The 26,323-nt window shown below is 52.9% G+C and carries 21 protein-coding genes; 14 read left to right on the top strand and 7 right to left on the bottom strand.

Annotated elements, in window-relative coordinates; translation table 11 throughout:
* The first annotated feature begins 156 nt into the window (after positions 1-156).
* Positions 157-1,497, top strand: coding sequence for an anaerobic C4-dicarboxylate transporter (gene dcuB / locus KE671_RS00665; RefSeq protein ID WP_206161289.1), 1,341 nt, complete (start codon positions 157-159; stop codon positions 1,495-1,497).
* Positions 1,498-1,573: 76 nt separating this feature from the next.
* Positions 1,574-3,220 carry a class I fumarate hydratase FumA gene (gene fumA, locus KE671_RS00660; RefSeq protein ID WP_206161288.1) on the top strand — a complete coding sequence of 549 codons (1,647 nt, stop codon included), beginning with the start codon at positions 1,574-1,576 and terminating at the stop codon, positions 3,218-3,220.
* A gap of 92 nt (positions 3,221-3,312) precedes the next feature.
* On the opposite strand, the gene KE671_RS00655 is transcribed toward fumA, so the two are convergent.
* The 3 genes from KE671_RS00655 to KE671_RS00645 all read right to left on the bottom strand — a co-directional run bounded on the left by KE671_RS00655 (position 3,313) and on the right by KE671_RS00645 (position 6,441).
* Positions 3,313-3,567, bottom strand: a complete 255-nt coding sequence (locus KE671_RS00655; RefSeq protein ID WP_206161287.1) for a SemiSWEET transporter — start codon at positions 3,565-3,567, stop codon at positions 3,313-3,315.
* Positions 3,568-3,569: 2 nt separating this feature from the next.
* The gene (gene melB / locus KE671_RS00650) at positions 3,570-5,000 is read right to left on the bottom strand and encodes a melibiose:sodium transporter MelB (protein ID WP_206161286.1); all 1,431 of its coding nucleotides are present in this window, start codon (positions 4,998-5,000) and stop codon (positions 3,570-3,572) included.
* A gap of 85 nt (positions 5,001-5,085) precedes the next feature.
* On the bottom strand, positions 5,086-6,441 hold the full coding sequence (locus KE671_RS00645) for an alpha-glucosidase/alpha-galactosidase (RefSeq protein WP_206161285.1): 1,356 nt from the start codon (positions 6,439-6,441) through the stop codon (positions 5,086-5,088).
* Positions 6,442-6,709: 268 nt separating this feature from the next.
* Between KE671_RS00645 and melR the strand changes: the two genes are divergently transcribed.
* The 7 genes from melR (at position 6,710) to pmrB (ending at position 16,168) form a co-directional block, all read left to right on the top strand.
* A complete protein-coding gene (gene melR / locus KE671_RS00640) occupies positions 6,710-7,639 on the top strand; it encodes a transcriptional regulator MelR (RefSeq protein ID WP_206161883.1) in 930 nt (309 codons plus the stop codon).
* Positions 7,640-7,838: 199 nt separating this feature from the next.
* Complete coding sequence (gene adiA / locus KE671_RS00635) at positions 7,839-10,106, top strand: arginine decarboxylase (protein ID WP_206161882.1); 2,268 nt, start codon at positions 7,839-7,841, stop codon at positions 10,104-10,106.
* Between the two features lie 334 nt (positions 10,107-10,440).
* Positions 10,441-11,202: an AraC family transcriptional regulator gene (locus KE671_RS00630; RefSeq protein WP_206161284.1), complete on the top strand. Its 762-nt coding sequence runs from the start codon at positions 10,441-10,443 to the stop codon at positions 11,200-11,202.
* Positions 11,203-11,330: 128 nt separating this feature from the next.
* Positions 11,331-12,668: an arginine/agmatine antiporter gene (gene adiC / locus KE671_RS00625; protein ID WP_206161283.1), complete on the top strand. Its 1,338-nt coding sequence runs from the start codon at positions 11,331-11,333 to the stop codon at positions 12,666-12,668.
* Positions 12,669-12,767: 99 nt separating this feature from the next.
* Positions 12,768-14,411 (top strand): phosphoethanolamine transferase EptA, encoded by a 1,644-nt coding sequence (gene eptA / locus KE671_RS00620; protein WP_206161282.1) that lies wholly within the window; start codon positions 12,768-12,770, stop codon positions 14,409-14,411.
* Entirely contained in the window at positions 14,408-15,082 is a 675-nt protein-coding gene (gene basR, locus KE671_RS00615) for a two-component system response regulator PmrA (protein WP_206161281.1), read from the top strand. The genes eptA and basR overlap by 4 nt, the downstream gene beginning before the upstream one ends.
* A complete protein-coding gene (pmrB, locus tag KE671_RS00610; protein WP_206161280.1) occupies positions 15,083-16,168 on the top strand; it encodes a two-component system sensor histidine kinase PmrB in 1,086 nt (361 codons plus the stop codon). It begins immediately after the preceding gene.
* Here pmrB and pmrR read toward each other — a convergent pair.
* Entirely contained in the window at positions 16,165-16,254 is a 90-nt protein-coding gene (pmrR, locus tag KE671_RS00605) for an LpxT activity modulator PmrR (RefSeq protein WP_206161279.1), read from the bottom strand. The genes pmrB and pmrR overlap by 4 nt on opposite strands.
* A gap of 62 nt (positions 16,255-16,316) precedes the next feature.
* Complete coding sequence (gene proP / locus KE671_RS00600) at positions 16,317-17,819, bottom strand: glycine betaine/L-proline transporter ProP (protein ID WP_042321219.1); 1,503 nt, start codon at positions 17,817-17,819, stop codon at positions 16,317-16,319.
* Positions 17,820-18,518: 699 nt separating this feature from the next.
* On the opposite strand from proP, the gene kdgT reads away from it, so the two are divergent.
* Positions 18,519-19,517 (top strand): 2-keto-3-deoxygluconate transporter, encoded by a 999-nt coding sequence (gene kdgT / locus KE671_RS00595; protein WP_206161278.1) that lies wholly within the window; start codon positions 18,519-18,521, stop codon positions 19,515-19,517.
* Positions 19,518-19,534: 17 nt separating this feature from the next.
* Here kdgT and KE671_RS00590 read toward each other — a convergent pair whose 3' ends face one another.
* Entirely contained in the window at positions 19,535-20,425 is an 891-nt protein-coding gene (locus tag KE671_RS00590; protein WP_206161277.1) for a diguanylate cyclase regulator RdcB family protein, read from the bottom strand.
* A complete protein-coding gene (gene crfC / locus KE671_RS00585) occupies positions 20,422-22,776 on the bottom strand; it encodes a clamp-binding protein CrfC (RefSeq protein WP_206161276.1) in 2,355 nt (784 codons plus the stop codon). Before crfC ends, KE671_RS00590 begins: the two co-directional genes overlap by 4 nt.
* A gap of 526 nt (positions 22,777-23,302) precedes the next feature.
* Here crfC and KE671_RS00580 point away from each other — a divergent pair.
* From KE671_RS00580 to phnD, 4 genes are all read left to right on the top strand, one after another.
* Entirely contained in the window at positions 23,303-23,638 is a 336-nt protein-coding gene (locus KE671_RS00580) for a zinc ribbon domain-containing protein YjdM (protein WP_046494016.1), read from the top strand.
* An 81-nt stretch (positions 23,639-23,719) separates the two neighbouring features.
* The gene (yjdN, locus tag KE671_RS00575) at positions 23,720-24,166 is read left to right on the top strand and encodes a VOC family metalloprotein YjdN (RefSeq protein WP_206161275.1); all 447 of its coding nucleotides are present in this window, start codon (positions 23,720-23,722) and stop codon (positions 24,164-24,166) included.
* Between the two features lie 132 nt (positions 24,167-24,298).
* On the top strand, positions 24,299-25,087 hold the full coding sequence (gene phnC, locus KE671_RS00570; RefSeq protein WP_206161274.1) for a phosphonate ABC transporter ATP-binding protein: 789 nt from the start codon (positions 24,299-24,301) through the stop codon (positions 25,085-25,087).
* Positions 25,088-25,236: 149 nt separating this feature from the next.
* Positions 25,237-26,253, top strand: a complete 1,017-nt coding sequence (gene phnD, locus KE671_RS00565; protein WP_206161273.1) for a phosphonate ABC transporter substrate-binding protein — start codon at positions 25,237-25,239, stop codon at positions 26,251-26,253.
* Positions 26,254-26,323 lie beyond the last annotated feature (70 nt).

Raw genomic sequence — 26,323 nt, 5'->3', positions numbered from 1 at the left:
TTGTCCTTATGAAAAACTTTTATTCGATGTTTAGAAATTAATCACACTTTCAGACGAAACAAATATTAGCCAGGCTCTGCGCCCACAACACAAAAAACAGAACATGGCTGTGATCCATTTATCAAAATTGACTGGTTTTATCGCGAGGGTAAATAAATGCTATTTAGTATACAACTTCTCATAATATTAATATGTTTGTTTTATGGTGCCAGAAAGGGCGGTATCGCGCTGGGTTTGTTAGGCGGTATCGGCCTGGTCATTCTGGTCTTCGTTTTCCACCTCCAGCCGGGTAAACCACCGGTTGACGTCATGCTGGTCATCATCGCCGTGGTGGCAGCATCGGCAACCCTACAGGCCTCAGGCGGCCTGGATGTAATGTTGCAGATCGCAGAGAGACTGCTGCGCCGCAACCCGAAATATGTCTCTATCGTTGCCCCGTTCGTGACCTGTACCCTGACCATCCTCTGCGGTACCGGCCACGTGGTCTACACGATCCTGCCAATCATTTACGACGTCGCAATTAAAAACAACATCCGCCCGGAACGTCCTATGGCCGCCAGCTCCATTGGCGCGCAAATGGGGATTATCGCAAGCCCGGTATCGGTCGCGGTGGTTTCTCTGGTTGCCATGCTGGGTAACGTGACGTTTGAAGGCAAACACCTCGAATTCCTCGACCTGCTGGCGATCACTATCCCGTCAACGCTGATTGGTATTCTGGCTATCGGTATTTTCAGCTGGTTCCGTGGTAAAGATCTGGATAAAGATGAAGACTTCCAGAAATTCATCTCCGTACCGGAAAACCATCACTACGTGTATGGCGACACCGCTACGCTGCTGGACAAAAAGCTGCCGAAAAGCAACTGGCTGGCGATGTGGATCTTCCTTGCCGCAATTGCTGTCGTCGCTATCCTGGGTGCCTTCTCTGAACTGCGCCCTTCATTCGGTGGCAAAGCGCTGTCGATGGTGCTGGTTATCCAGATGTTCATGCTGCTGACCGGTGCGCTGATTATTATCCTGACCAAGACCAATCCCGCTTCAATCTCTAAAAACGAAGTTTTCCGTTCAGGTATGATCGCCATTGTGGCGGTGTACGGTATCGCCTGGATGGCGGAAACCATGTTCGGCGCGCACATGACAGAAATCGAAGGTGTGCTGGGCAACATGGTGAAAGAGTATCCGTGGGCCTATGCGATTGTTCTGCTGCTGGTGTCTAAATTCGTTAACTCTCAGGCAGCGGCGCTGGCGGCTATCGTTCCGGTCGCGCTGGCGATTGGCGTTGACCCGGCCTACATCGTGGCGTCTGCCCCGGCGTGCTACGGCTACTATATTCTGCCGACCTATCCGAGCGATCTGGCGGCGATTCAGTTTGACCGTTCTGGTACCACCCGCATTGGTCGCTTCGTCATCAACCACAGCTTTATTCTCCCGGGTTTGATTGGCGTGAGCGTCTCCTGCGTCTTTGGCTGGATCTTCGCTGCCATGTACGGATTCCTGTAAAGGTCTCCCGCGTACCGCCCGTCATCGGGCGGTACGTCACTTATGATATTAAAAGAAATCAATAGGCTGGAAGCACATGTCAAATAAAGCGTTCTTCTATCAGGCACCTTTCCCGATGGGGAAAGACGAAACAGAGTACTACCTTCTCACTTCCGATTATGTCAGCGTGAGTGAGTTTGAAGGTGAATCTATACTGAAGGTTGAGCCGCAAGCCCTGACGCTGCTGGCGCAACAAGCCTTTCACGATGCCTCCTTCATGCTCCGCCCCGAACATCAGCAACAAGTCGCCTCCATTCTTCATGACCCCGAAGCCAGCGAAAACGATAAATACGTCGCCCTGCAATTCCTGAGAAACTCCGAAATCGCCGCCAAAGGCATTCTGCCAACCTGTCAGGATACCGGTACGGCCATTATCATGGGGAAAAAAGGCCAGCGTGTCTGGACCGGTGGCGGAGATGAAGCGGCGCTGTCGAAAGGGGTGTACAACACCTATATCGAAGACAATCTTCGCTACTCGCAAAACGCCGCGCTGGATATGTACAAAGAGGTGAATACCGGTACCAACTTGCCGGCACAGATCGACCTCTACACCGTCGATGGTGATGAGTATAAATTCCTGTGCGTAGCGAAAGGCGGCGGTTCCGCCAACAAAACTTACCTGTACCAGGAAACCAAAGCGCTGCTCACCCCGGGCAAGCTGAAAAACTTCCTCGTTGAGAAGATGCGGACGCTGGGAACAGCAGCCTGCCCGCCTTACCATATCGCCTTTGTGATTGGCGGCACTTCCGCAGAAAGCACGCTGAAAACCGTGAAGCTCGCCAGCACGCACTACTACGATGCGCTGCCTGTCACCGGTAACGAACACGGTCAGGCGTTCCGTGATACACAACTGGAACAGGAACTGCTGGAAGAGGCACAAAAACTGGGCCTCGGCGCGCAGTTTGGCGGCAAATATTTCGCCCACGATATCCGCGTGATCCGTCTGCCGCGTCACGGTGCCTCCTGCCCTGTCGGCATGGGCGTTTCCTGCTCGGCGGATCGTAACATCAAGGCCAAAATCAACCGCGAAGGGATCTGGATCGAAAAACTGGAGCATAACCCAGGCCAGTACATCCCGGAAGCGTTGCGTCAGGCCGGTGAAGGCAATGTGGTTCACGTTGACCTCAACCGCCCGATGAAAGAGATCCTGGCACAGCTTTCGCAGTACCCGGTTTCAACCCGTCTGTCGCTGACCGGAACCATTATCGTCGGTCGCGATATTGCTCATGCGAAGCTGAAAGAGCGTATCGAATCTGGCGAAGGGTTGCCGCAGTACATTAAAGATCACCCGATCTACTACGCCGGTCCGGCGAAAACACCGGCGGGCTATCCGTCAGGCTCATTAGGGCCGACCACCGCAGGCCGCATGGACTCCTACGTCGATCTGCTGCAATCGCACGGCGGTAGCATGATCATGTTGGCAAAAGGCAACCGCAGCCAGCAGGTGACCGATGCCTGCCAGAAACACGGCGGGTTCTATCTGGGCAGCATTGGCGGCCCGGCAGCGGTCCTGGCGCAGCAGAGTATCAAGCATCTGGAATGCGTTGAGTATCCGGAACTGGGTATGGAAGCGATCTGGAAAATTGAAGTGGAAGATTTCCCGGCGTTCATCCTGGTCGATGACAAAGGCAACGATTTCTTCCAGCAGATTGTGAACAAGCAATGCGCTAATTGCGCGAAATAACCTCTTCGGCCCGGCACCGGACTGCTCTCAACGTTTGAAAGCAGTCCGGTGATCCCCCCGGGCCACTTATTATCCCCTCAATGCAAGTAGCGCTATCCCCTGCGAAGTTTGATCACCAGAATCGGCAAGGCGAACACCAGCGTCAGGAAATTCGCCATGCTAACCGCGGTGTCCTCAATGAGTAATCCGTAAATCAACCACATCACTAAGCCACAGACAAACATGACGTACATCAGACCGGAAATCCCCTGTGTATTACGGGTGGTGATGACTTTGATCGCCTGTGGCAAAAAAGAGAGCGTGGTCAGACACGCCGCCAGATAGCCTATCAGCGAAATCCATTCCATGATTACGCCTTCACATCACCAGTCGCGCTAACCGGTATTGCAGGTGTTTCCGGTTGCAAGAGGGGCTTCGGCACTTTGCGATACTTATCCAACAGGTGAATCTGGATCTTACGCAATGTATCGCCGTTCAGGCGGTAGTAGCGGAAATAGAGAATCAGCGTCACGATGAAAAACAGCGTCGGCAGAGCAATCATGATGAACTGCATGCCCTGGAGAGTTTGCGCTGATTGCGCGACGTTTGGGGTATAACCGATAACCCCCAGCACCACAGCGATAAAAAACGCGGCAAACGCAGAACCGCCTTTCACCACCATCGTCTGTACGGAATAGGCAATACTTTCGCAACGCACGTTGAGCTTATACTCACCATAATCAACCGTATCCGCCACCATAATGACCTGTAATACCCAAAAAAGCGCGGTTCCCACATTGAGGAAAATCCCCACGAGCACAATCAGTGGCGCGTTGTGATAACCCGCTAACGCCATGGCAAATAGTCCCCCGCAGCTCACCACAGGCAACACCGACGCCCCCGCCCACAGGAGGCGACGAGACCACATCTTCACCAGTCGGGGGAAGAAAATCAGCGTCAGCAGGTTCGCCGCGCCGGCATAAGACAGGTAATACGGGAAAAGATCTGCATCCCCAATGACATACGTGAAGTAATAGATTGCGAATCCATTAATGATGTTAGACGCTATGTTGTAGGCCAGCGCCATTCCCAGCAGACAGGAAAGCTGATCGTTTTTATAGATCAGACCCACAATCGATTTAAGCGTCAGCCGTGAACTGTCTGCCGTCGCATGGCTGTCAGATGAGAACACCTCATGCACATTGCGCAATGTCACGATTGTTGAAGCAATAAAGAACACAATCAGCACCAGCGTGAACATCTGGAAACCGAACCCACGATCCTCACCGCCGACCATATTCACAAACGGCAGCGTCACTCCGGCAGTGACAAATCCTGCCAGACTGGCGAAGAAACGTGGAAAGGGCACCAGTTGCTCGCGTTCACGTTTATCAAGTGTGATGGTCGGCACCAGAGACCAGAATGGAATATCCATAATGGTATAGGTCATGCCCCACAGAATGTAGGTCACGCAAACAAAAACCACCTGCGTAGTGCCTTCAAACAGGTGAGCGCTAAAGAGCAGGAACAACACCAGTGAGTTCGTCAACGTACCGATGAGTATCCAGGGTTTGAATTTTCCCCACCGCGAACGCGTGGCGTTAACAATCCATCCCATAATCGGGTCGTTAATCGCATCCCAGATTCGTGCCACCAGAAACAGTGTGCCGACGACGCCAACCGAGAGTCCGACGACATCGGTGTAGTAATACATCAGGTACATGTAGACGATGCCGATGGCGAAATCCTTACCAAACGCACCGAATCCGTAACTTAGTTTTGTTGTCAGAGAGATGCTCATAGGGTATCGGGTCGCTGTTACCAGCGCCCGCCTTCTGTTATTAGAAAGGGGTAACGCCGGGTTTGCTACCCGGCAAAATGGACGATTAACGGTGCAACCAGGCCGGTAGCCAATCGCCGTGTGCGGCGATCAGGTCATCCACCAGCGCATAGATTTCCTCAATGCCCAATACCGCCGCCGTATGCGGGTCCATCATGGCCGCGTGGTAAACGCGATCGCGATTTTCCGTCAGGATGGCTTCGGTCAATAGCGTCTGTACGTTGATATTGGTCTGCATCATCGCCGCCAGATGTGACGGAATCGTCCCCACTTTGGTTGGCTGAATACCGTTTGCATCCACCAGACAGGCCACTTCCACGCAACTGCCCTGCGGCAGGTTGTCGATCAGCGCGTCGTTACGCACATTGCCATAAATCACGCTCGGTTCACCCGTCCAGATGGCATTCATAATAGTGCTGGCATATTCACGTGACGGTTGAATATCGATACGCTCCGCGGTTTTGTACTCTTCCAGCTCTTTATGCCAGTTTGCCAGTTGCTCCACACAGCGTTTCGGGTACTCATCCAGCGGCACCTTGTAACGCTCAATAAGGTCATCGCGGCCAGGTTTAATAAACCACGGCGTGTATTCGGCAAAGTGTTCCGAGGACTCGGTGACGAAATAGCCCAGCTTTTTGAACATCTCGTAACGCACAATATTCTGACAGCGCTCGTTGCCGTGAATGTTGGGCTTCGGCGCCTGCCCGGCGTCGTAGGCTGCCACCAGTTCCGGGTAGAGATTCACATACGTGCCATCGGCAGCTTTACGTTCCAGTTCAAGATAGAACGCCATATGGTTGATCCCGGCACAGCGATAACGCAAAGAAGCAGGATCAATGTTCAGATCGCGCGCCAACTCTTCCGCCGTTCCCTGTACGGAGTGGCAAAGACCCACCTGTTTAATGTGCGGATAGCGGGCATACATCGCCCAGGTGTTCATTGCCATCGGGTTGACGTAATTCAACATCGTGGCGTTTGGGCAGACCTGCGTTATGTCTTCGCAGATCTGCCACAGGTGCGGGATGGTGCGCAGCGCGCGCATAATACCGCCAGGGCCGAGCGTGTCGGCAATCGTCTGTTCCAGACCATGGCGCTTACACACCTCAAAATCGGTCACTGTGCAGGGCTCGTAGCCACCAATCTGGAAGGCAACCACCACGAAATCAGCATCCTGTAGCGCGGCTTTTTGATCGGTGTGACAGGTAATATGACCGGACGCACCGGCAGAATCCATGAGCTTACGAACAACGACGTGCGACTCTTCAAGGCGCGTCTCATCAATATCCATCAGGGCAACATGTGCCGACTTCAGCGCCTTGCGGTGAAAGACATCGCCGAGGATATTTTTCACGAATATCGTTGAACCGGCGCCGATAAAAGTAATTTTGGGGGCTGTCATCATGACTCTCCAGAACAGTAGTGGACAGATTCATGGTGGCACGCGATCTGAGTGAAAACCTCCGTCTTCCCCGATGAGCATTCCCGAAAGCTCAGATCTTCTGCTGGCAGCATGTCGATCTGAGCTTTTGGGATAAAATGGCCTGAAAAGCAGAGCATTCGGGCGGTTGCAAGGTCTATTATTCATCACAACCGTCGGTTTTGTGCCCGAATTCCCGGTTCTGACCCCGTAAAGCTGGCATGATTCTGACAATTCAGGAAACGGAGTGATGATGAGCACGCAACCAATCCCCTTTCTCCCACCCGACCCGCATATGTGCAACGGTGATGAAAAACAGACGCGCAGTCCACTGTCGCTCTACTCTGAATATCAACGGATGGATATTGAGCTACGCCCGCCGCATGCGATGGCCGCCAGCCACTGGCACGGTCAGGTCGAGGTGAATGTTCCCTTTGATGGTGATGTGGAGTATTTGATCAACAATGAGGTGGTGCAGATAAAACAAGGGCATATCACAATGTTCTGGGCCTGTACGCCGCATCAACTGACCCGTCCTGGCAACTGCCGGCAGATGGCGATTTTCAGTTTGCCGATGCACCTGTTTCTCTCCTGGCCCCTGGATCGGGAGCTTATCAACCATGTCACACACGGCATGGTGATAAAATCCCTGGCTACCCAACAGCTCAGCACCTTTGAAGTTTTGCGCTGGCAGCAGGAGACAAACAGCCCGAACGAACAAATCCGTCAACTGGCGATCGATGAAATCGGCCTGATGCTAAAGCGCTTTAGCCTTTCCGGCTGGCAGCCGATTTTGCTCAACAAAACCTCACGCACGCATAAGAATAGCGTTTCTCGTCACGCGCAGTTTTACGTCAGCCAGATGTTGGGATTCATTGCCGATCATTACGATCAGGCACTTACCATCAATGACGTCGCTGACCATGTGAAACTCAATGCCAACTATGCGATGGGGATATTTCAACGCGTGATGCAACTGACCCTGAAGCAATACATCACCGCCATGCGGATTAATCACGTTCGCGCCCTGCTCAGCGATACCGATAAAACCATTCTCGACGTGGCGCTGACAGCAGGCTTCCGCTCCAGTAGCCGCTTTTACAGCACCTTCAGCAAATATGTCGGTATGTCGCCCCAACAATACCGTAAGTTGAGCCAACAGCGTCGGCAAATGGTTGGGTAATGCGTAATATCACTATCAGCTCAAAAAATAGTTCAGCTGTCGATAAACCGCGGCAAAAAACGTCTAAAAAATCATATTAACTTATTGTTTAATAAAAATTATTTTAGAAACCCCGCCAATTTTCGCCCTCTTTACACCTTATTTAGTCAGGATAATACTTGCCCGCATCACAGATTCCTTCACAACCGGGTAAAAGATGATGAAAGTATTAATTGTTGAAAGTGAATTTCTGCATCAGGACACCTGGGTTGGCAAGGCCGTGGAACGTCTGGCAGACGCCTTAAGTCGGCAAAATATTACCGTCATTAAGTCCACGTCTTTCGACGACGGCTACGCCATCCTGTCGGCAAACGAAGCCATTGATTGCCTGATGTTCAGCTATCAAATGGAACAGCCTGATGAACATCAAAACGTCAGAGAACTGATCGGTAAGCTTCATGAGCGCCAGCAAAACGTGCCGGTTTTTCTGTTAGGTGACAGAGAGAAAGCCACCGCCTCGCTGGACCGCGATATGCTGGAGCTTGTCGATGAGTTCGCCTGGATCCTTGAAGACACCGCTGACTTTATCGCCGGACGCGCCGTCGCCGCGATGACCCGTTATCGTCAGCAGTTGTTGCCGCCGCTGTTCAGTGCGCTGATGAAATACAGCGATATTCACGAGTACTCCTGGGCTGCTCCAGGCCACCAGGGCGGTGTTGGTTTTACCAAAACGCCTGCCGGTCGCTTCTATCATGACTATTACGGCGAAAACCTGTTCCGTAGCGACATGGGGATTGAACGCGCATCGCTGGGCTCTCTGCTCGATCACACCGGCGCCTTTGGGGAAAGTGAAAAATACGCCGCACGGGTATTTGGCGCAGATCGTTCCTGGTCTGTGGTGGTCGGGACCTCCGGCTCCAACCGCACCATTATGCAGGCCTGTATGACCGATAACGATGTGGTGGTACTGGATCGTAACTGCCATAAATCAATCGAGCAGGGGTTGATCCTGACCGGTGCAAAACCGGTGTATATGGTGCCGAGCCGCAACCGCTACGGCATCATCGGGCCTATCTACCCGCAGGAAATGCAGCCGGAAGCCCTGCAGAAAAAAATCAGCGAAAGCCCACAGACCAAAGATAAAGTGGGGCAAAAGCCGTCTTATAGCGTGGTGACCAACTGTACCTATGATGGTGTCTGCTACAACGCGAAATCCGCACAGGCGTTACTGGCGCAAACCACCGACCGCATCCACTTCGACGAAGCCTGGTACGGCTACGCCCGCTTTAATCCGATTTACGCCGACCACTATGCGATGCGCGGTGAACCGGGCGATCACAGCGGACCTACCGTTTTTGCCACCCACTCCACGCACAAACTGCTGAACGCACTTTCTCAGGCCTCATACATCCATGTTCGTGAAGGCCGCGGCGCGGTGAATTTCTCCCGCTTTAATCAGGCGTACATGATGCATGCCACCACTTCGCCACTGTATGCCATCTGCGCATCCAACGACGTGGCGGTGTCCATGATGGACGGCAACAGCGGCCTGTCGCTGACTCAGGAGGTGATCGACGAAGCCATCGATTTCCGCCAGGCCATGGCGCGTCTGTATAAGGAGTTCAGCGCCGACGGTGACTGGTTCTTCAAACCGTGGAACAAAGAGGTGGTCACCGATCCGCAGACCGGTGAAACTTTCGATTTTGCTGATGCACCGGCAAAACTGCTGGCAACGGACCAGAACTGCTGGGTGATGCGCCCAGGTGAATCCTGGCACGGCTTTAAGGACTTGCCCGATAACTGGAGCATGCTCGATCCGATCAAGGTGAGTATCCTCGCACCGGGTATGGGTGATGACGGTGAACTGGAAGAAACAGGGGTTCCTGCCGCGCTGGTCACCGCCTGGCTTGGACGTCATGGTATTGTACCGACCCGTACCACCGATTTTCAGATCATGTTTCTGTTCTCAATGGGTATCACACGTGGGAAATGGGGAACCTTGATCAACACCCTGTGTTCCTTCAAACATCACTACGATGCCAATACCCCGCTGGTGCAGGTTATGCCAGAACTGGTGGAAGCCCATCCTGAAACCTATGCCAACATGGGGATTCACGATCTGGGCGATCAGATGTTCACCTGGTTGCGTGAAAACAATCCTGGCGCGCAGCTGAACGCCGCCTATTCCGGCTTGCCGGTTGCCGAGATCACGCCGCGTGAGGCCTATAACGCGATCGTTAACGACAACATTGAAATGGTGGCGATTGAGAACTTGCCGGGACGTATCGCCGCGAACTCCGTCATCCCCTACCCGCCGGGAATTCCGATGCTGCTCTCCGGCGAGAATTTCGGTGATGAAAACAGTCCGCAGGTAGGCTATCTCCGCGCCCTGCAGTCCTGGGATCATCACTTCCCTGGCTTCGAACATGAAACCGAAGGAACTGAAATCATTGATGGCGTCTATCACGTGATGTGCGTGAAAGCGTAAATCTATTCCGACGACTGCGTCATGACATGGCCACCCTGACGCAGCCTGGTTTTGGCCGTAGGGTTATGACGAGCGTTGCCTGAGTATTGCTGAAAAAATCTAACACTGTCATACCTTTTTGCGCGGGTGCTCCCCGCGCTTTTTTTATTCAATCATGCATGGTTTCCACCGCGTAAAAATTTTTGTACATAGCAATTATCTGACGCCTATTGTATTTCCAGACAAAACCATTATTTTAATGCTGACCTCATTCGTCATACAAATCAAAATATCTGCTTTATCTCTCCCCTTTGGCGAGAAAGGATATTTTATGTTCATATTCGGGAGTTAGGGTATGAGAGTTTTCAGCAATAATCCTTGCATTGTCGTGTTAACCGAAAAAGACGTTTGGCTACGGGTAAACGGTAAAGAGGCTATCAATTTAAAAGCGAATCATATGGCACTCATCGCCTGTGAAAACAATATCATCGACATCTCATCAATTAATAACGCACTGGTCGCACATATTAGCCGAGATATAATTAAAGATTATCTTCGATTTTTAAATAAAGATCTTTCAAATATTCCACTCTGGCAACGGAGTTCCTCCCCGGTATTAACCGCTGAGTGTGTGACCCCCGATGTCTTCCGGGTTGCTGCACAACACAGCATTGCCCATACCGACAGTCCTGGCGAAGAAGAACGTACACGCTGCCTGTTGTTCGCCGTGTTATCCCGCTTTCTCGACAGTAAGAAGTTTTTGTCCCTGCTGATGTATATGCTGCGAAGCCGCGTCAGCGACAGCGTTTACCATATTATCGAGAGTGACATTCATAAAGCGTGGAATCTTAACCAGGTCGCCAGTTGTTTATGTCTTAGTCCAAGCCTACTGAAAAAAAAGCTAAAGAGCGAAAATACCAGCTACAGTCAAATCATCACCACCTGTCGGATGCGCTACGCCGTTAATCAACTTCTGATGGATGGCAAGAATATATCCCAGGTCTCCGAACTGTGTGGTTATAACAGTACATCTTACTTTATCTCTGTTTTCAAAGAGTATTATGGCATGACTCCACTGCATTATGTCAGCCAGTTTAAAGACCGTGCAGTAGCGTGATTTTTGAACGTTTTACAATGAGCCACGATAATATCAGCATTGGCGATAACCCGCGCCGGACATAATTCAACCGCTCTCTGAAGGCGTATTATGAGACATCATTTATTGTTCCTTTCAGGAGTTTATTTATGTCCTCGGATGCTGATGCCCACAAAGTGGGCTTAATCCCCGTCACCTTAATGGTGTCGGGGAATATCATGGGTTCAGGGGTTTTCCTGCTGCCTGCGAACCTGGCCGCCACCGGCGGGATTGCAATCTACGGATGGTTAGTCACGATTATCGGCGCGCTGGCGCTGTCGATGGTCTACGCAAAAATGTCGTCCTTAGATCCCAGTCCCGGCGGTTCTTACGCATATGCGCGCCGTTGTTTTGGGCCGTTCCTCGGTTATCAAACCAACGTGTTGTACTGGCTGGCCTGCTGGATCGGTAACATCGCGATGGTTGTTATCGGCGTCGGTTACCTGAGCTACTTCTTCCCCATTCTGAAAGATCCGCTGGTGCTGACGCTGACCTGCGTCGTAGTGCTGTGGATTTTTGTTCTGCTTAATATTGTCGGTCCAAAAATGATCACCCGCGTTCAGGCCGTCGCCACCGTGCTGGCGCTGGTCCCCATCGTCGGTATCGCGGTGTTTGGCTGGTTCTGGTTCCGTGGCGAAACCTATATGGCGGCCTGGAACGTGAGCGGTATGAACACCTTCGGCGCGATTCAGAGCACCCTGAACGTAACGCTGTGGTCATTTATCGGGGTCGAAAGCGCCTCGGTAGCGGCAGGCGTGGTCAAAAACCCGAAACGCAACGTGCCGATTGCCACCATTGGCGGGGTGCTGATTGCAGCCGTGTGCTACGTGCTCTCCACGACCGCCATTATGGGGATGATCCCCAACGCCGCGCTGCGCGTCTCCGCTTCACCGTTCGGTGACGCGGCGCGCATGGCGCTGGGTAATACCGCCGGCGCGATTGTCTCCTTCTGCGCGGCGGCAGGTTGCTTAGGTTCGCTTGGCGGCTGGACGCTGCTGGCTGGACAGACCGCAAAAGCCGCCGCCGATGACGGCCTGTTCCCCCCCATTTTTGCCCGCGTGAATAAAGCGGGTACGCCGGTTGCCGGGCTGATTATCGTCGGTATTCTGATGACTATCTTCCAGTTCAGCAGTATGTCGCCAAACGCCGCGAAAGAGTTTGGTCTCGTCTCTTCCGTGTCCGTCATCTTTACGCTGGTGCCATATCTGTACACTTGCGCCGCGCTGCTGTTGCTCGGTCACGGACACTTCGGCAAAGCGCGTCCGCTCTATCTGCTGATAACCTTTGTGGCCTTTATTTACTGCATCTGGGCAGTGGTGGGTTCCGGCGCGAAAGAGGTAATGTGGTCATTCGTGACCCTGATGATCATCACCGCGCTGTACGCCCTGAACTATAACCGGATCCACAAAAACCCCTTCCCGCTGGATGCGCCGGTTAACCGTAACTAACCCCGTCCTTTTCCCCCGTTAAGCCAACCTTAAGTTCTTAAGGTTGGCTTAATTATACTCTGCGAGGATCTGCGCTACTTAGTCTACGGAAGCTCCAGCATGTTAAAGCGCATTGTCAAAAGACCCCTTCTCAGCCTGTTGGCCTGGTTACTACTGGTTTCATTCTATCTGTCGGTTTGTCTGAACATCGCGTTCTACAAGCAGGTTGTGCAGGCTCTGCCGCTGGATTCCCTGCGTAATGTGCTGGTCTTCTTGTCGATGCCGGTGGTGGCCTTTAGCGTCATGAATATTGTCCTGACGCTGGCCTCTTTCCTGTGGCTGAACAAACCGCTGGCCTGCCTGTTTATTGTGATGGGTGCGTCGGCGCAGTACTTCATCATGACCTACGGCATCATTATCGACCGCTCGATGATTGCCAATATGGTGGATACTACGCCTGCCGAAACGTTCGCCCTGATGACGCCGCAAATGTTGCTAACGCTCGGCCTGAGCGGCATTGTGGCGGCAGTCATCGCCTGCTGGATCAAAATCAAACCGACCCTGCCCGTCCTGCGCAGCGTGCTGTATCGTGCTGCCAACGTGCTGGTGTCCGTACTATTGATCGTGCTGGTGGCGGCCTTTTTCTATAAAGATTACGCCTCGCTGTTTCGCAACAATAAAGAACTGGTCAAAGCCCTCAGCCCGTCTAACGGCATTGTCGCCAGTTGGTCATGGTACTCCCATCAGCGCCTCGCGCACCTGCCGCTGGTGCGTATCGGTGAGGATGCTCATCGCAATCCATTGATGCAGCAAGAAAAGCGTAAAAACCTGACCATCTTGATCGTCGGTGAAACGTCGCGTGGTGAGAACTTCTCGCTCGGCGGTTACTCTCGCGAAACCAACCCGCTGCTGGCAAAAGACAATGTGGTCTACTTCCCGCACACCACGTCCTGCGGTACGGCCACGGCGGTGTCTGTGCCGTGCATGTTCTCCAACATGCCGCGCAAACATTACGATGAAGAGCTGGCGCAACATCAGGAAGGGATGCTCGATATTATCCAGCGCGCGGGCATTAATGTGCTGTGGAACGACAACGACGGCGGCTGTAAAGGCGCGTGTGACCGCGTGCCGCATCAGAATATGACGGCGTTAAACCTGCAAGGGGAATGCATCGACGGCGAATGCTATGACGAGGTTCTGTTCCACGGTCTGGAAGAGTACATCAACAACCTGCAAGGTGACGGAGTGATCGTGCTGCATACCATAGGCAGCCACGGCCCGACCTATTACAACCGCTACCCGCCGCAGTTCAGGAAATTTACCCCTACCTGCAATACCAATGAAATCCAGACCTGTTCACAGGAACAATTAGTGAACACGTATGATAATACCGTACTGTATGTCGACTATATTGTTGATAAAACAATTAATCTTCTGAAAACGCATCAGGACAAATTCACCACCAGTCTGGTCTATCTTTCCGACCACGGCGAGTCGTTGGGTGAAAACGGCGTTTATCTGCACGGTCTGCCGTATGCTGTTGCGCCAGACGCTCAGAAGCATGTGCCGATGCTGCTGTGGCTGTCAGAGGATTATCAGCAGCGCTATCAGGTTGATGCCAGTTGCCTGCAAAAACAGGCGCGTACTCAGGATTACTCGCAGGACAATCTTTTCTCGACCATGCTGGGACTGACCGGCGTTCAGACCACGCAATATCAGGCCGCAGATGATATTCTGCAGCCCTGCAGGAGAACCACGCAATGAAAATACTGATTGTTGAAGACGATACGCTGCTTTTGCAGGGCCTGATTCTGGCGGCGCAAACCGAAGGATACGCCTGCGATGGCGTCTCGACCGCACGCGCGGCAGAGCAATGCCTGGAGACCGGTCATTACAGTCTGGTGGTGCTGGATCTCGGTCTGCCTGACGAAGATGGTCTGCACTTTCTTACCCGCATCCGGCAGAAAAAATATACCCTGCCGGTGCTGATCCTTACCGCTCGTGACACGCTCGGCGATAAGATTTCCGGGCTGGACGTCGGAGCCGATGACTATCTGGTGAAACCTTTTGCGCTGGAAGAGTTGCACGCCCGCATCCGTGCGCTGCTGCGTCGTCACAATAACCAGGGCGAGAGTGAGCTGGTGGTCGGTAACCTGACGCTGAACATGGGCCGTCGACAGGTGTGGAAAGCGGGAGAAGAGTTAATTCTCACCCCTAAAGAGTATGCGCTGCTGTCACGTCTGATGCTGAAATCGGGAAGCCCGGTACATCGGGAAATTCTCTATAACGATATCTATAACTGGGATAACGAACCGTCCACCAATACCCTGGAAGTGCATATCCATAACCTGCGCGATAAAGTGGGAAAATCCCGTATTCGTACCGTGCGCGGCTTTGGTTACATGCTGGTGGCAACGGCGACTGAGGAAAGCTAATTGAATCTAAAGCGTTTTCTACGCCAGCCTATGACGCTGCGTCGGCGGCTGATGATCACCATCGGCATGATTTTGCTGGTTTTCCAGCTTATCAGCACTTTCTGGCTCTGGCATGAAAGCACCGAGCAGATCCAGCTCTTTGAACAGGCGCTGCGGGATAACCGCAATAACGATCGCCACATCATGCATGAAATCCGCGAGGCGGTCGCCAGCCTGATCGTCCCCAGCGTGTTTATGGTGGGGTTAACGCTGTTCATTTGCTATCAGGCCGTTCGCCGCATCACCCGTCCGCTCGCCAATCTGCAGCAAGAGTTAGAGACCCGCACGGCGGATAACCTCTCCCCTATCGAAATTCACAGCTCAACGGTCGAAATTGAAGCGGTCGTTTCAGCGCTCAACCAGTTGGTTAATCGACTGACCACGACCATCGAGAATGAACGTCTGTTTACCGCCGACGTGGCGCACGAACTGCGAACGCCGTTATCGGGCGTCCGTTTGCATCTGGAACTGCTGTCAAAAGCGCATAACGTGGATGTCGCGCCGCTGCTGGGTCGTCTTGATCAAATGATGGACAGCGTCTCGCAGCTTTTACAACTCGCGCGCGTGGGTCAGTCTTTTTCATCGGGAAATTATCAACAGGTCAGATTGCTGGAAGATGTGATCCTGCCGTCTTACGATGAACTGAGCACGATGCTGGAACAGCGCGAACAGACGCTACTGCTGCCCGACAGCCAGGACGATGCCACCGTGCAGGGCGACGCGACGCTGCTGCGAATGCTGCTGCGTAATCTGGTGGAAAATGCTCATCGCTACAGTCCGGAAGGCACCACCATCGCCATTACGCTAAATGTCGATGACGAAGCAACAATAACAATGGCGGTAGAAGATGAAGGACCGGGGATCGATGAGAGCAAGTGTGGCGAACTCAGCAAAGCCTTCGTCCGCATGGACAGCCGTTACGGCGGAATCGGTCTGGGGTTAAGTATCGTCAGCCGCATTACGCAGCTGCACCACGGCCAGTTTTTCCTGCAAAATCGCAGTGGAACAACCGGAACTCGCGCCTCGGTGCGGTTGAAAAAGGTTTAGTAAGTTGAAACCCAAATGTACAGGAAGCTACTGACAATCAGTACACTGAACATGGTCGTTACACTTTCATAAATACGTTGTTTCATCACACTCTCCTCCAGGGTATGGAAGAGAGTGTGCCAGCCAGAGATTAAGCAAACCTTAAGCTTTACTCGTCAATCCGCGGATGCTGCTGCACCAGGCGCGTACGCTTCGCCTGCAGATCCGCAATCTCCTGATCGATATCCTCAATTTTCTGCTCGATATTATCGTAGTGCTCACCGAGAATTTCTTTCGCTTCCTGAATATCCGAGGCGGCAGGCGTTGCCCCTTTCAGCGGCTGATTCGCAGTCTCTTTCATGGTGATCCCCGTGATGAAACCAATCACCGCGATAACCATCAGGTAGTAAGCCGGCATCATCAGATTCTGCGAGCTTTCCACCAGCCAGGCCGCCAGCGTTGGCGTCAGACCCGCAATCAGTACAGAAATATTAAATGCCGCCGCCAGCGCACTGTAACGAATGTGGGTCGGGAACATAGCCGGTAATGAAGAAGCCATTACCCCGGTGAAGCAGTTGAGGATCACCGCCAGCATCAGCAGACCAGCAAAAATCAGGCCGATGATATTGCTGTTAATCAGAATGAAGGCCGGAATTGCCAGCGCAAACAGCGCGATGCTACCCATGATCACGAACGGACGACGACCAAAACGGTCACTCAGCAGTCCCATCACCGGCTGGACAAACAGCATCCCGATCATAATAGCGATGATAATCAGCACGCCGTGATCTTCAGAGTAATGCAGGTTATGCGACAGATAGCTCGGCATATAGGTCAACAGCATGTAGTAGGTGACGTTGGTAGCAATCACCAGACCAATACAGGCCAGCAGGCTGCGCCAGTGCTTAGTGGCAATCTCTTTAAAGGAGACTTTCGGTCCGTCCTGCAACCCTTCGCGGTCGCCCTGTTCCAGTTTATCGACGTGCTGCTGGAACGCCGGCGTCTCTTCCAGCGCATGACGCAGATAGAGTCCAATTATCCCTAACGGCAGGGCGATAAAGAACGGAATACGCCAGCCCCATTCCAGGAAGTTCTCTTCTCCGACCACTGTCGAGATCAGGACTACAACGCCCGCACCCAGCACAAACCCGGCAATAGAGCCGAAATCCAGCCAGCTTCCCATAAAACCGCGTTTACGGTCCGGGGAATATTCGGCCACAAAGATCGACGCGCCCGTGTACTCACCGCCGACGGAGAAGCCCTGTGCCATTTTACACAACAGCAGCAGGATCGGTGCCCAGATGCCTATCGAGGCGTAAGACGGTATCAGGCCGATACAGAAGGTACTGATCGACATAATCACAATGGTAATGGCAAGGATCTTCTGGCGACCATATTTATCACCGAGCATACCGAAGAACAAACCACCGAGCGGACGAATCAGAAAGGGAACAGAGAAAGTAGCAAGGGCGGCAATCATCTGCACGCTGGGGTCAGCCCCCGGAAAGAACACTTTACCTAATGCGTAGGCAACAAACCCATATACCCCAAAATCAAACCACTCCATCGCGTTACCCAACGACGCGGCGGTAATCGCTTTTCTCAATTTACCGTCATCGATAATCGTGACGTCGCGAAGCGTAATCGGTTTTACTTTTTTCCTTTTCAGCATAGCTGTCCTCGTAGACTAAGCCCTGTCTCGCGGCATATCGACTGCATTGGCGCACTGAGCGCGAACGTCACCGTCGAGCGCGGGGTTGCTCAGACGCAACTCCTGTAACAAGCGTAGCAGGTTTACTTACACGGACTGGTTAAGGCCTGTACAACCGAACCTGTTGACGCCTGATTTGGGCGGTTAATGAGCTATCTACCCTACCAGTGTTTAAAATTGTGATCAACTTCACATATATGTTTGGGTTTCGTCAACGGAGGTAAATAAGGTGATCCTGAGTCTCTTTTTTTAAAGCGCAGAGTTGTTCTTTTTTACGTTTTCGATCTCTATTTTGTTGCGCTTACTTTATAAAAAGTCACTGCTGTGATTATTATTCTGCCAGGTAATACCCTCTCATTTTTCACAACTTCTTTACGGTAATTTTAAATATTCAGATCGCGCTGGAATGTTTACATTGATTATGTGACAAAGATAACTAAAACACTGTTTCGTTTTGATTGAATCAGCATTCCAATGAATGCAAGATAATAGTCGATGTAATACCACCGGGAAGCGAAAAGCGCCGATACAAAGTGCTATCGCTACGAAAACATAAAGAGAACGCAGACTTTCCTGCCTTCTGGTTAGATGCAACCTTCTGAATTTTAATATTTTTGCCACCTTGTCCGTATGTTCCACGGGCAAGAAGTGAGGACATTTATGAGAATTAAAGCCACCATTGAACGCATCCCTGGTGGGATGATGTTGATTCCATTGCTGCTGGGTGCGGTTGTAAATACCCTGGCGCCGAATACCGGTGCTTATTTTGGTTCCTTTACAAAAGGCATGATTACCGGCACGGTACCGATTCTTGCTGTGTGGTTCTTCTGTATTGGTGCATCGATTGATTTACGCGCGACAGGTACGGTCCTGCGTAAATCCGGCACGCTGGTGATTACCAAAATTGCCGTGGCGTGGGCAGTGGCAATGATTGCCGCCTCGTTTATTCCGGATACCGGTATTCAGACCGGTTTCTTTGCCGGTCTTTCCGTGCTGGCGATTGTGTCCGCGATGGATATGACCAACGGCGGTCTGTATGCCAGCCTGATGAATCAGTATGGGACGAAAGAAGAGTCCGGCGCGTTCGTTCTGATGTCCCTGGAATCCGGTCCGCTGATGACGATGGTGATTCTGGGCGCTGCGGGTCTGGGTTCCTTTGAGCCGCATCACTTTATCGGCGCGGTACTGCCGTTCCTGGTAGGCTTCACGCTGGGCAACCTTGACCACGATCTGCGTGCGTTCTTCAGCAAAGCAACGCCGGTACTGATTCCGTTCTTCGGCTTTGCGCTGGGTAACACCATTAACCTAGGCGTAATTGTAGATACCGGTCTGCTGGGCATCCTGTTGGGTGTGGCGGTGATTGTTATCACCGGTATTCCGCTGATTATTGCTGACCGTGTGATCGGTGGTGGTAATGGTACAGCAGGTGTCGCGGCGTCCTCTGCGGCAGGTGCCGCCGTTGCCAACCCGGTGATTATCGCGCAAATCAACCCGGCGTTTGAACCGGTCGCCGCCTCCGCGACGGCGCTGGTCGCCGCCAGCGTCGTGGTCACGGCGATTCTGGTGCCGATTATTACCGCGCTCTACGCCAAACGCTTCGCCAGGCTTCCGGCGCCTGCGGCGGCGGAAGAAACGACAGCGGAATCCGCAAACCACTGATCATCAGCCCTCTCCTCTCAAAACCTGAGGGGAGAGGGCGGAAACACCTCTTCAACCATCGCATCCACCAGTCGCTTTGCCGAACAGAGTCGCGGCATACCCAGCGCAACCGTCTGCCAGCGCTGTGTCACAGACCAGCACACCGGATGTTTATCCGCCTCACACCAGTCTCCCAGCCAGCTCAGCATATTACTGTATTCGCCTGAACCGGCGGTCGCGCTGGCACTCAACCACTGATGATAATAGTGACGCGTCGTCGGCGCGGCATTGATACTATGGGCCAGGTAGTTTGTCGCCATCGCCCGGAGATTATCTTTCAGCATCACCGCCACGTCCGGATTCGCCAGACGGCAGGCATCGCCAAACGCTCCCCACCGCAACTCTTCGAGCGCAATGAAACAACGCCCCGGCAGCGACCATCCTTCATAAGCCCCCGCCAGCCAGCGGGTAAACACCTGTTCACTGTGTTCCCCGGCCTGGACCGTGAGGCCACGCTGGCTCAGCGCCTTCTCCTTCCAGGCACTGCGCTGGCAAAACCACTCGCTGAGAGTGGTAAGTTGCTGAGCCAGTCCTGGGATGGATGGCCCGCGAGAGAGATCCATCTGTTGTAGCGCCTGGAGTCGCGCGGAGATCCGCGTCAGCGCCAGGTGGCCCGGGTCGAGCATACCCGCCAGCTTTTCCACCAGCTTCAGGCGCATCATCAGATGTTCGTTGAACATCCCGGCCATCGCCCACGCCCGCAGCTGCGTCTGGGACAGAATCTCCTGCGTCAGGCGCTCGCGAAACTGCTGCTGTTGCAGAGTATCGCCTGCCCGTTTCGGTTCTTCTCCCTGAACCAGATCGACCATAAACTTCGGGTGGATACACTCCAGCGTCCGTCCGGGGCCTTCCAGTAACGCGTTTGTCATGTGTGTTCGGCCACAAAAAGGGTTTGAATGTCGTCACGGAGCAGACGGGAGTCCTCATAAATCCAGGCAGTCGCGGCAATACTGTGCTGCAACTGCTGACTCAGACTCTGAACAGCCGATTCATTCTGCTGACGAACCAGTAAACTTTCGCGCAGGCTCTCCTGCAATCCCGCCAGGCACAATGAGAAATCGGCAAAAAACGTTGCCATACCCGCCGTAACTGAAACATCGACCTGCGCGGCTAAAGCTTTACGAATTTGTTGGCAGAAGTGGCTGACGTACTCCACCAGGCTCTGATGCAGCGCATTGATATCTATCAGATAGCGTGTCTTCGCTTCGACCTCATCATTCCAGCTCCAGTTCGGCTGGTTCAGCCAACGGGAGAATGTTTCACGCACCCCGCTCACACGTGGTTCATCGCTTTCGACGCGGTCCTGCTGGGCAATCGCATCGCTGAATAACTGGTGCGTCGTGAAATTAAACATAGAGGAGTGAAAGGCCGGAAAACGGATCCGGGGGCGAAATCCCGCATGACTCAGCTCCTCTTTCACCCGCATTTCGATAGGGCGCATCGCTTCGTTCAGCGACCGGCTGAGCGTGGCTTCCAGCTGTTCAAAACGCATCGCCAGATCGCGACTGATGTTTTCCTGCGCCGCCAGCAGGACGCCCTCACAGGCGGAACGTAGCTTGCTGAGGATCACCTGCGCTTGCGCTTCGTCGTGCAGCACCAGCATCTCTCCGTCAAGCCCCGCCTGCGGCAGCGGCGACCAGCTATCGCCACGCGACAGTTTCAGGAGCTGTTCGCGACTGAAAAAGGTCTCGATGTTGCGCAAGATCGTGGCCTGTTGCTGGTTGAGGAAACCGTTAGCCGACGTCAGCGCCAGCCCGACCTCATGGTGGATTTCATCGCTGACGCTATCCTGGCTCACCTTCAGTTGCTGCATATCCGCTTCCAGACGCACGATATTTTGCTGCAGCGTGTCAAAGGTCACCGTCAGACAGTGATAGCGGAACTCCAGATATTCGCGTGCGCTATGGGCATAATTCAACAATTTATGCGAGGCGGAACGCAGTGCATACAGTGACGCATTCGCATAGGCGGCATGAATTAAGGTCCGGATCGGCTGTTCGAACAGCGAGTCTTCCCACAGCAAATCCGCCGCATGGCGCAGGTGTTCAATATCATCCAAATCGGCGCTTCGCCAGCGCCGCCCCAGCGCGGCTTCAGCAAAGTCCTGTACCCAGCGCTGCTCTTCGTGATCCGGCAGATGACCGTGATTGGCCAGCTCATGGCGCGCCCGATTGGCCAGATATCCCCACATCGAGGAGACCGGATAAATTTGCGCCGGATGAATACAGCCCTTCATCAGGGTGCCGGAAATCAGCGCTCTCACCTGCTCTTCATCATCGCTGTTGCGATCTTTCTGGTCGAATTTATTCACCAGCGCATACAACGGCACCGATTTTCCTACCGCGGCGATGGCCTGACGCACCTCTTCATCGGAAATGGATTTCAACTGCGTATAATCCATTACCGCCAGCACAGCGGAGGCGCGCGCCAGTTGTTCATTGAGCATTTTTTGCAGATGCGGCTGCCCGGCTTCATTTGGCCCGGGCGTATCCAGTAACGTCAGTTGACCCGGATAGTTCTCCAGCCCCGCCAGGTGAACAAATTCCACCTCAATCACCGGAATATGCTCAATCGCCGCATAGGCTGAAAAGGGAAAATCCACGTCCAGCGCTTTCGACAGACGCACCAAATCGTTAAGGCTTTTCAGGCAGTGAAAGATTGGCTGTGCGCCGAGATAGTGGCGCTCGAACGCTTCCCCTCTTTCGATGCGCTGCATGAGGCCATTCATATCTTTATCAATTTCCAGCACCTGCGTCAGATTCTGTCGATCGCAGGCATGCATGCTCTTTTGCAGGGTCTTCATCAGCGCATCGATGGGCGCGACGTGGGAAAAATGCAACACCGGTTCTTTCTGACCGGGCGTATGGCGGATCAGCGTTGGCAGCGCGGTCATCGGACGGTTGCGATTGGGCAGCACTTCTGTCCCGACAATGGCATTGATCGTCGTCGATTTGCCCGCCTTCATGGTGCCGACAATCGCCAGTACCATTTCCAGCCGCGAGATTTTTCGCAACTCATTGCTTAACGTGGCCTGCTGGGCCTCCCCTCCCCGGGAGCTGAAATGCATGGCCTGAACGTTGCGGTCATCCTCACTCTTTAATGCGGCCCCCCCCTCCAGAGTAGCCGTTGGCATTTTTTTTACGGTCTTCAGATGCTCTAAAGAGAGCATCAGCAAGCGTTCCGCTTCCTGGCTCAATTCATATATTGTCTGTGTGTACATAAAAAATGTTTCCTTAACGCAAATTCTTATTGCTTTTATTTAGCCGTTTCGTTTATTAGTGAATATTCGGCTTTAATAATTACGTATGGAAAAAGGAATTTATAAATTAATCTACCAATCTTAATTAACTTATTGTTTCAACTGTTATTTTTGAATAATGTTCATTAACATGAGAAAGTAAAAAGCGTAGTTCAGTTTTATAAAAAACCAGACCAACCCTGATTAATTACACCTACCAAAAATAAGGGGAGAGATGATGTAATCGACCCTTAACTGAAACTCGACCAGCCAATTATTTCAAATATTTCTCGTCACCTTATCTCAAATAACAAACGGTAGCAATTTCCCTTAAAAATATTAGCGCGTTTTTTTGTCTGGCAGACAGGTTGCGGTCACAGTACGGTATTTACCTTAAAAACGGAGTAGTCCCGACAACGTTAAGGATTTTGTGTATAATTGCGTCCTTTTTCGGCAATCTGCCATTTTTTGGGCGCGTTTGCCCTTGCTGACTTTTGAGGAAATCGACATGTCATTACCCCACTGCCCACAATGCAACTCCGAATACACATACGAAGATAACGGCATGTACATCTGCCCGGAATGCGCTCATGAATGGAACGATGCAGAACCGGCGCATGAAGACGACGCTCCGATCGTTAAAGATGCCAACGGTAATCTGCTGGCTGACGGCGACAGCGTCACCGTCGTGAAAGATCTGAAAGTCAAAGGCAGCTCCTCGATGCTGAAAATCGGCACGAAAGTGAAAAACATTCGTCTGGTGGAAGGCGACCACAACATCGATTGCAAAATTGATGGCTTTGGCCCGATGAAGCTGAAATCAGAATTCGTGAAAAAGAACTGATGTAAATTGCCCGGTAGCGCTTCGCTTACCGGGCCTGAGGTAACTACACTTAACTGGCTTCTCTTACCTGAGGTAAAGATTATGCCGTTAAGTCCCTACATCTCTTTTGCCGGAAACTGCGCTGACGCCATCGCGTATTATCACAAAACGTTGGATGCAGAACTCCTGTATAAAATCAGCTTCGGTGAAATGCCCAAATCGGCGCAGGACAGCGAAGACGGTTGCCCGTCTGGCATGACGTTTCCTGATACCGCGATTGCTCACGCCAACGTACGTATTGCCAATAGCGACATCATGATGAGTGATGCCATTTCTTCCGACAAAGCCCACTATTCTGGATTCACGCTGGTTCTCGACACGCAAAATGTCGACGAAGGGAAGCGCTGGTTTGATAATCTCGCCGCTGAGGGTCAAATCGAAATGGACTGGCAGGAAACCTTCTGGGCGCATGGCTTTGGCAAAGTCAGCGATCGTTACGGCGTGCCGTGGATGATCAATGTCGTCAAACAGCCCCAGCCAACCGAATAACCTCACGGGAGGCGTGCCTCCCGTCCTGTCATCAAACTCACCTTAACTCTTCATCGGCAGGTAACGTCCCCTTAACCCAAACGTCATATTAATCCGCCACGATGGGGCCACTTTTTTTAGAGAGGCCGCATCATGGAAACGATTATTCGCGTCGAGAAACTCTCCAAAACGTTCAATCAGCATCAGGCGCTACATGCGGTTGATCTGAACATCGGTTCCGGTGAAATGGTGGCTCTGCTTGGGCCGTCTGGCTCCGGCAAATCCACTCTTTTACGTCATCTGAGCGGCTTGATTAGCGGTGATAAATCCGCAGGCAGCCGCGTCGAGCTGCTGGGTCGCACCGTTCAGCATGAAGGTCGACTGGCGCGCGATATCCGCAAGAGCCGCGCGCATACCGGTTACATCTTCCAGCAGTTCAATCTGGTGACTCGCCTGACGGTGCTGGAGAACGTGCTGATTGGCGCGCTTGGCAGTACGCCGTTCTGGCGCACCTGTTTTAGCTGGTTTAGCGCAGAGCAAAAACAGCGCGCGCTCCAGGCACTGACCCGCGTCGGGATGGCGCACTTTGCGTATCAACGCGTCTCAACGCTCTCCGGCGGTCAGCAGCAGCGCGTGGCCATCGCCCGGGCGCTGATGCAACAGGCCAAAGTGATCCTTGCCGACGAACCGATTGCCTCACTGGACCCGGAATCGGCGCGCATCGTGATGGACACCCTGCGCGACATCAACCAGACCGACGGCATTACCGTCGTCGTCACACTGCATCAGGTGGATTATGCCTTGCGCTACTGCGAACGCATTGTCGCACTGCGTCAGGGACACGTTTTCTATGACGGAAGCAGCCAGCTGTTTGATAACGAACGATTTGACCATCTCTACCGCAGTATGAACCGCGTCGAACAGAACGCGCAGGCTGCTTAATTCAAAAAGACCAGGCGTTATTGGCGCAGACAGACTGAAGGCGGCCAGCGCGGAAAAACCGGAGCGTAGACGTAGTACGTGAGGATTTTGAGCACTGCCCGAATTCAGGCTGGCAAGTGAAATAGCCTGGAACAAAGTGAGGAATGGAAATGAGTTACAGAACTGTTGCCGCACTGGCCTTTACCAGCATGTTCAGCCTCAGTACGTTATTAAGCCCGGCTTATGCCGAAGAGCAGGAAAACGCGCTGAACTTTGGCATTATTTCGACCGAATCACAGCAAAACCTGAAACCCCAATGGGACCCGTTCCTGAAGGATATGGAGAAGAAGCTGGGCGTGAAAGTGAACGCCTTCTTCGCCCCGGACTACGCCGGGATCATCCAGGGCATGCGCTTTAATAAAGTCGATATTGCCTGGTACGGCAACCTGTCGGCAATGGAAGCGGTGGATCGTGCTAACGGACAGGTCTTCGCGCAAACTGTCGCCGCCGATGGATCGCCGGGTTACTGGAGCGTGTTAATCGTCAACAAGGACAGCCCGATCAACAACCTCGACGAGCTGATCGCCAAACGCAAAGATCTCACCTTCGGTAACGGCGATCCTAACTCCACCTCCGGCTATCTCGTTCCGGGTTATTACGTCTTCGCGAAAAACAATATTGCCGCCAGCGACTTCAAACGCACCGTCAACGCCGGTCATGAAACTAATGCCCTCGCGGTCGCCAACAAGCAGGTGGATGTCGCCACCAACAACACCGAGAACCTCGATAAGCTGAAAACGTCCGCGCCGGACAAACTGAAAGCGCTGAAGGTGATCTGGAAATCGCCGCTGATCCCGGGCGATCCGATCGTCTGGCGTAAGAACCTCTCCGAAGCCACCAAGGACAAGGTGTACGACTTCTTCATGAACTACGGCAAAACGCCAGAAGAGAAAACCGTGCTGGAACGCCTGGGCTGGGCGCCGTTCCGCGCCTCCAGCGATCTGCAACTGGTGCCGATTCGCCAGCTCGCGCTGTTTAAAGAGATGCAGAGCGTGCAGGACAACAAGGGACTGAACGCCGAAGAGAAGACCACTAAATCGTCCGCGATTAAAGCGCAACTGGACGATCTTGACCGTCTGACCGCGGCGCTCAGCGCCATGACCAGCGTGAACAAAGCGGTGCAGTAACCCGTAGGCCGGATTGTAGGCCGGATAAGGTGCTTGCACCGCCATCCGGCAATCACCCTCTGCAAATGCC

The sequence above is a fragment of the Citrobacter amalonaticus genome (genome assembly GCF_018252635.1).
In the GTDB taxonomy this organism is placed as follows: domain Bacteria; phylum Pseudomonadota; class Gammaproteobacteria; order Enterobacterales; family Enterobacteriaceae; genus Citrobacter_A; species Citrobacter_A amalonaticus_E.
This window is presented reverse-complemented; position numbering and strand designations above follow the sequence as displayed.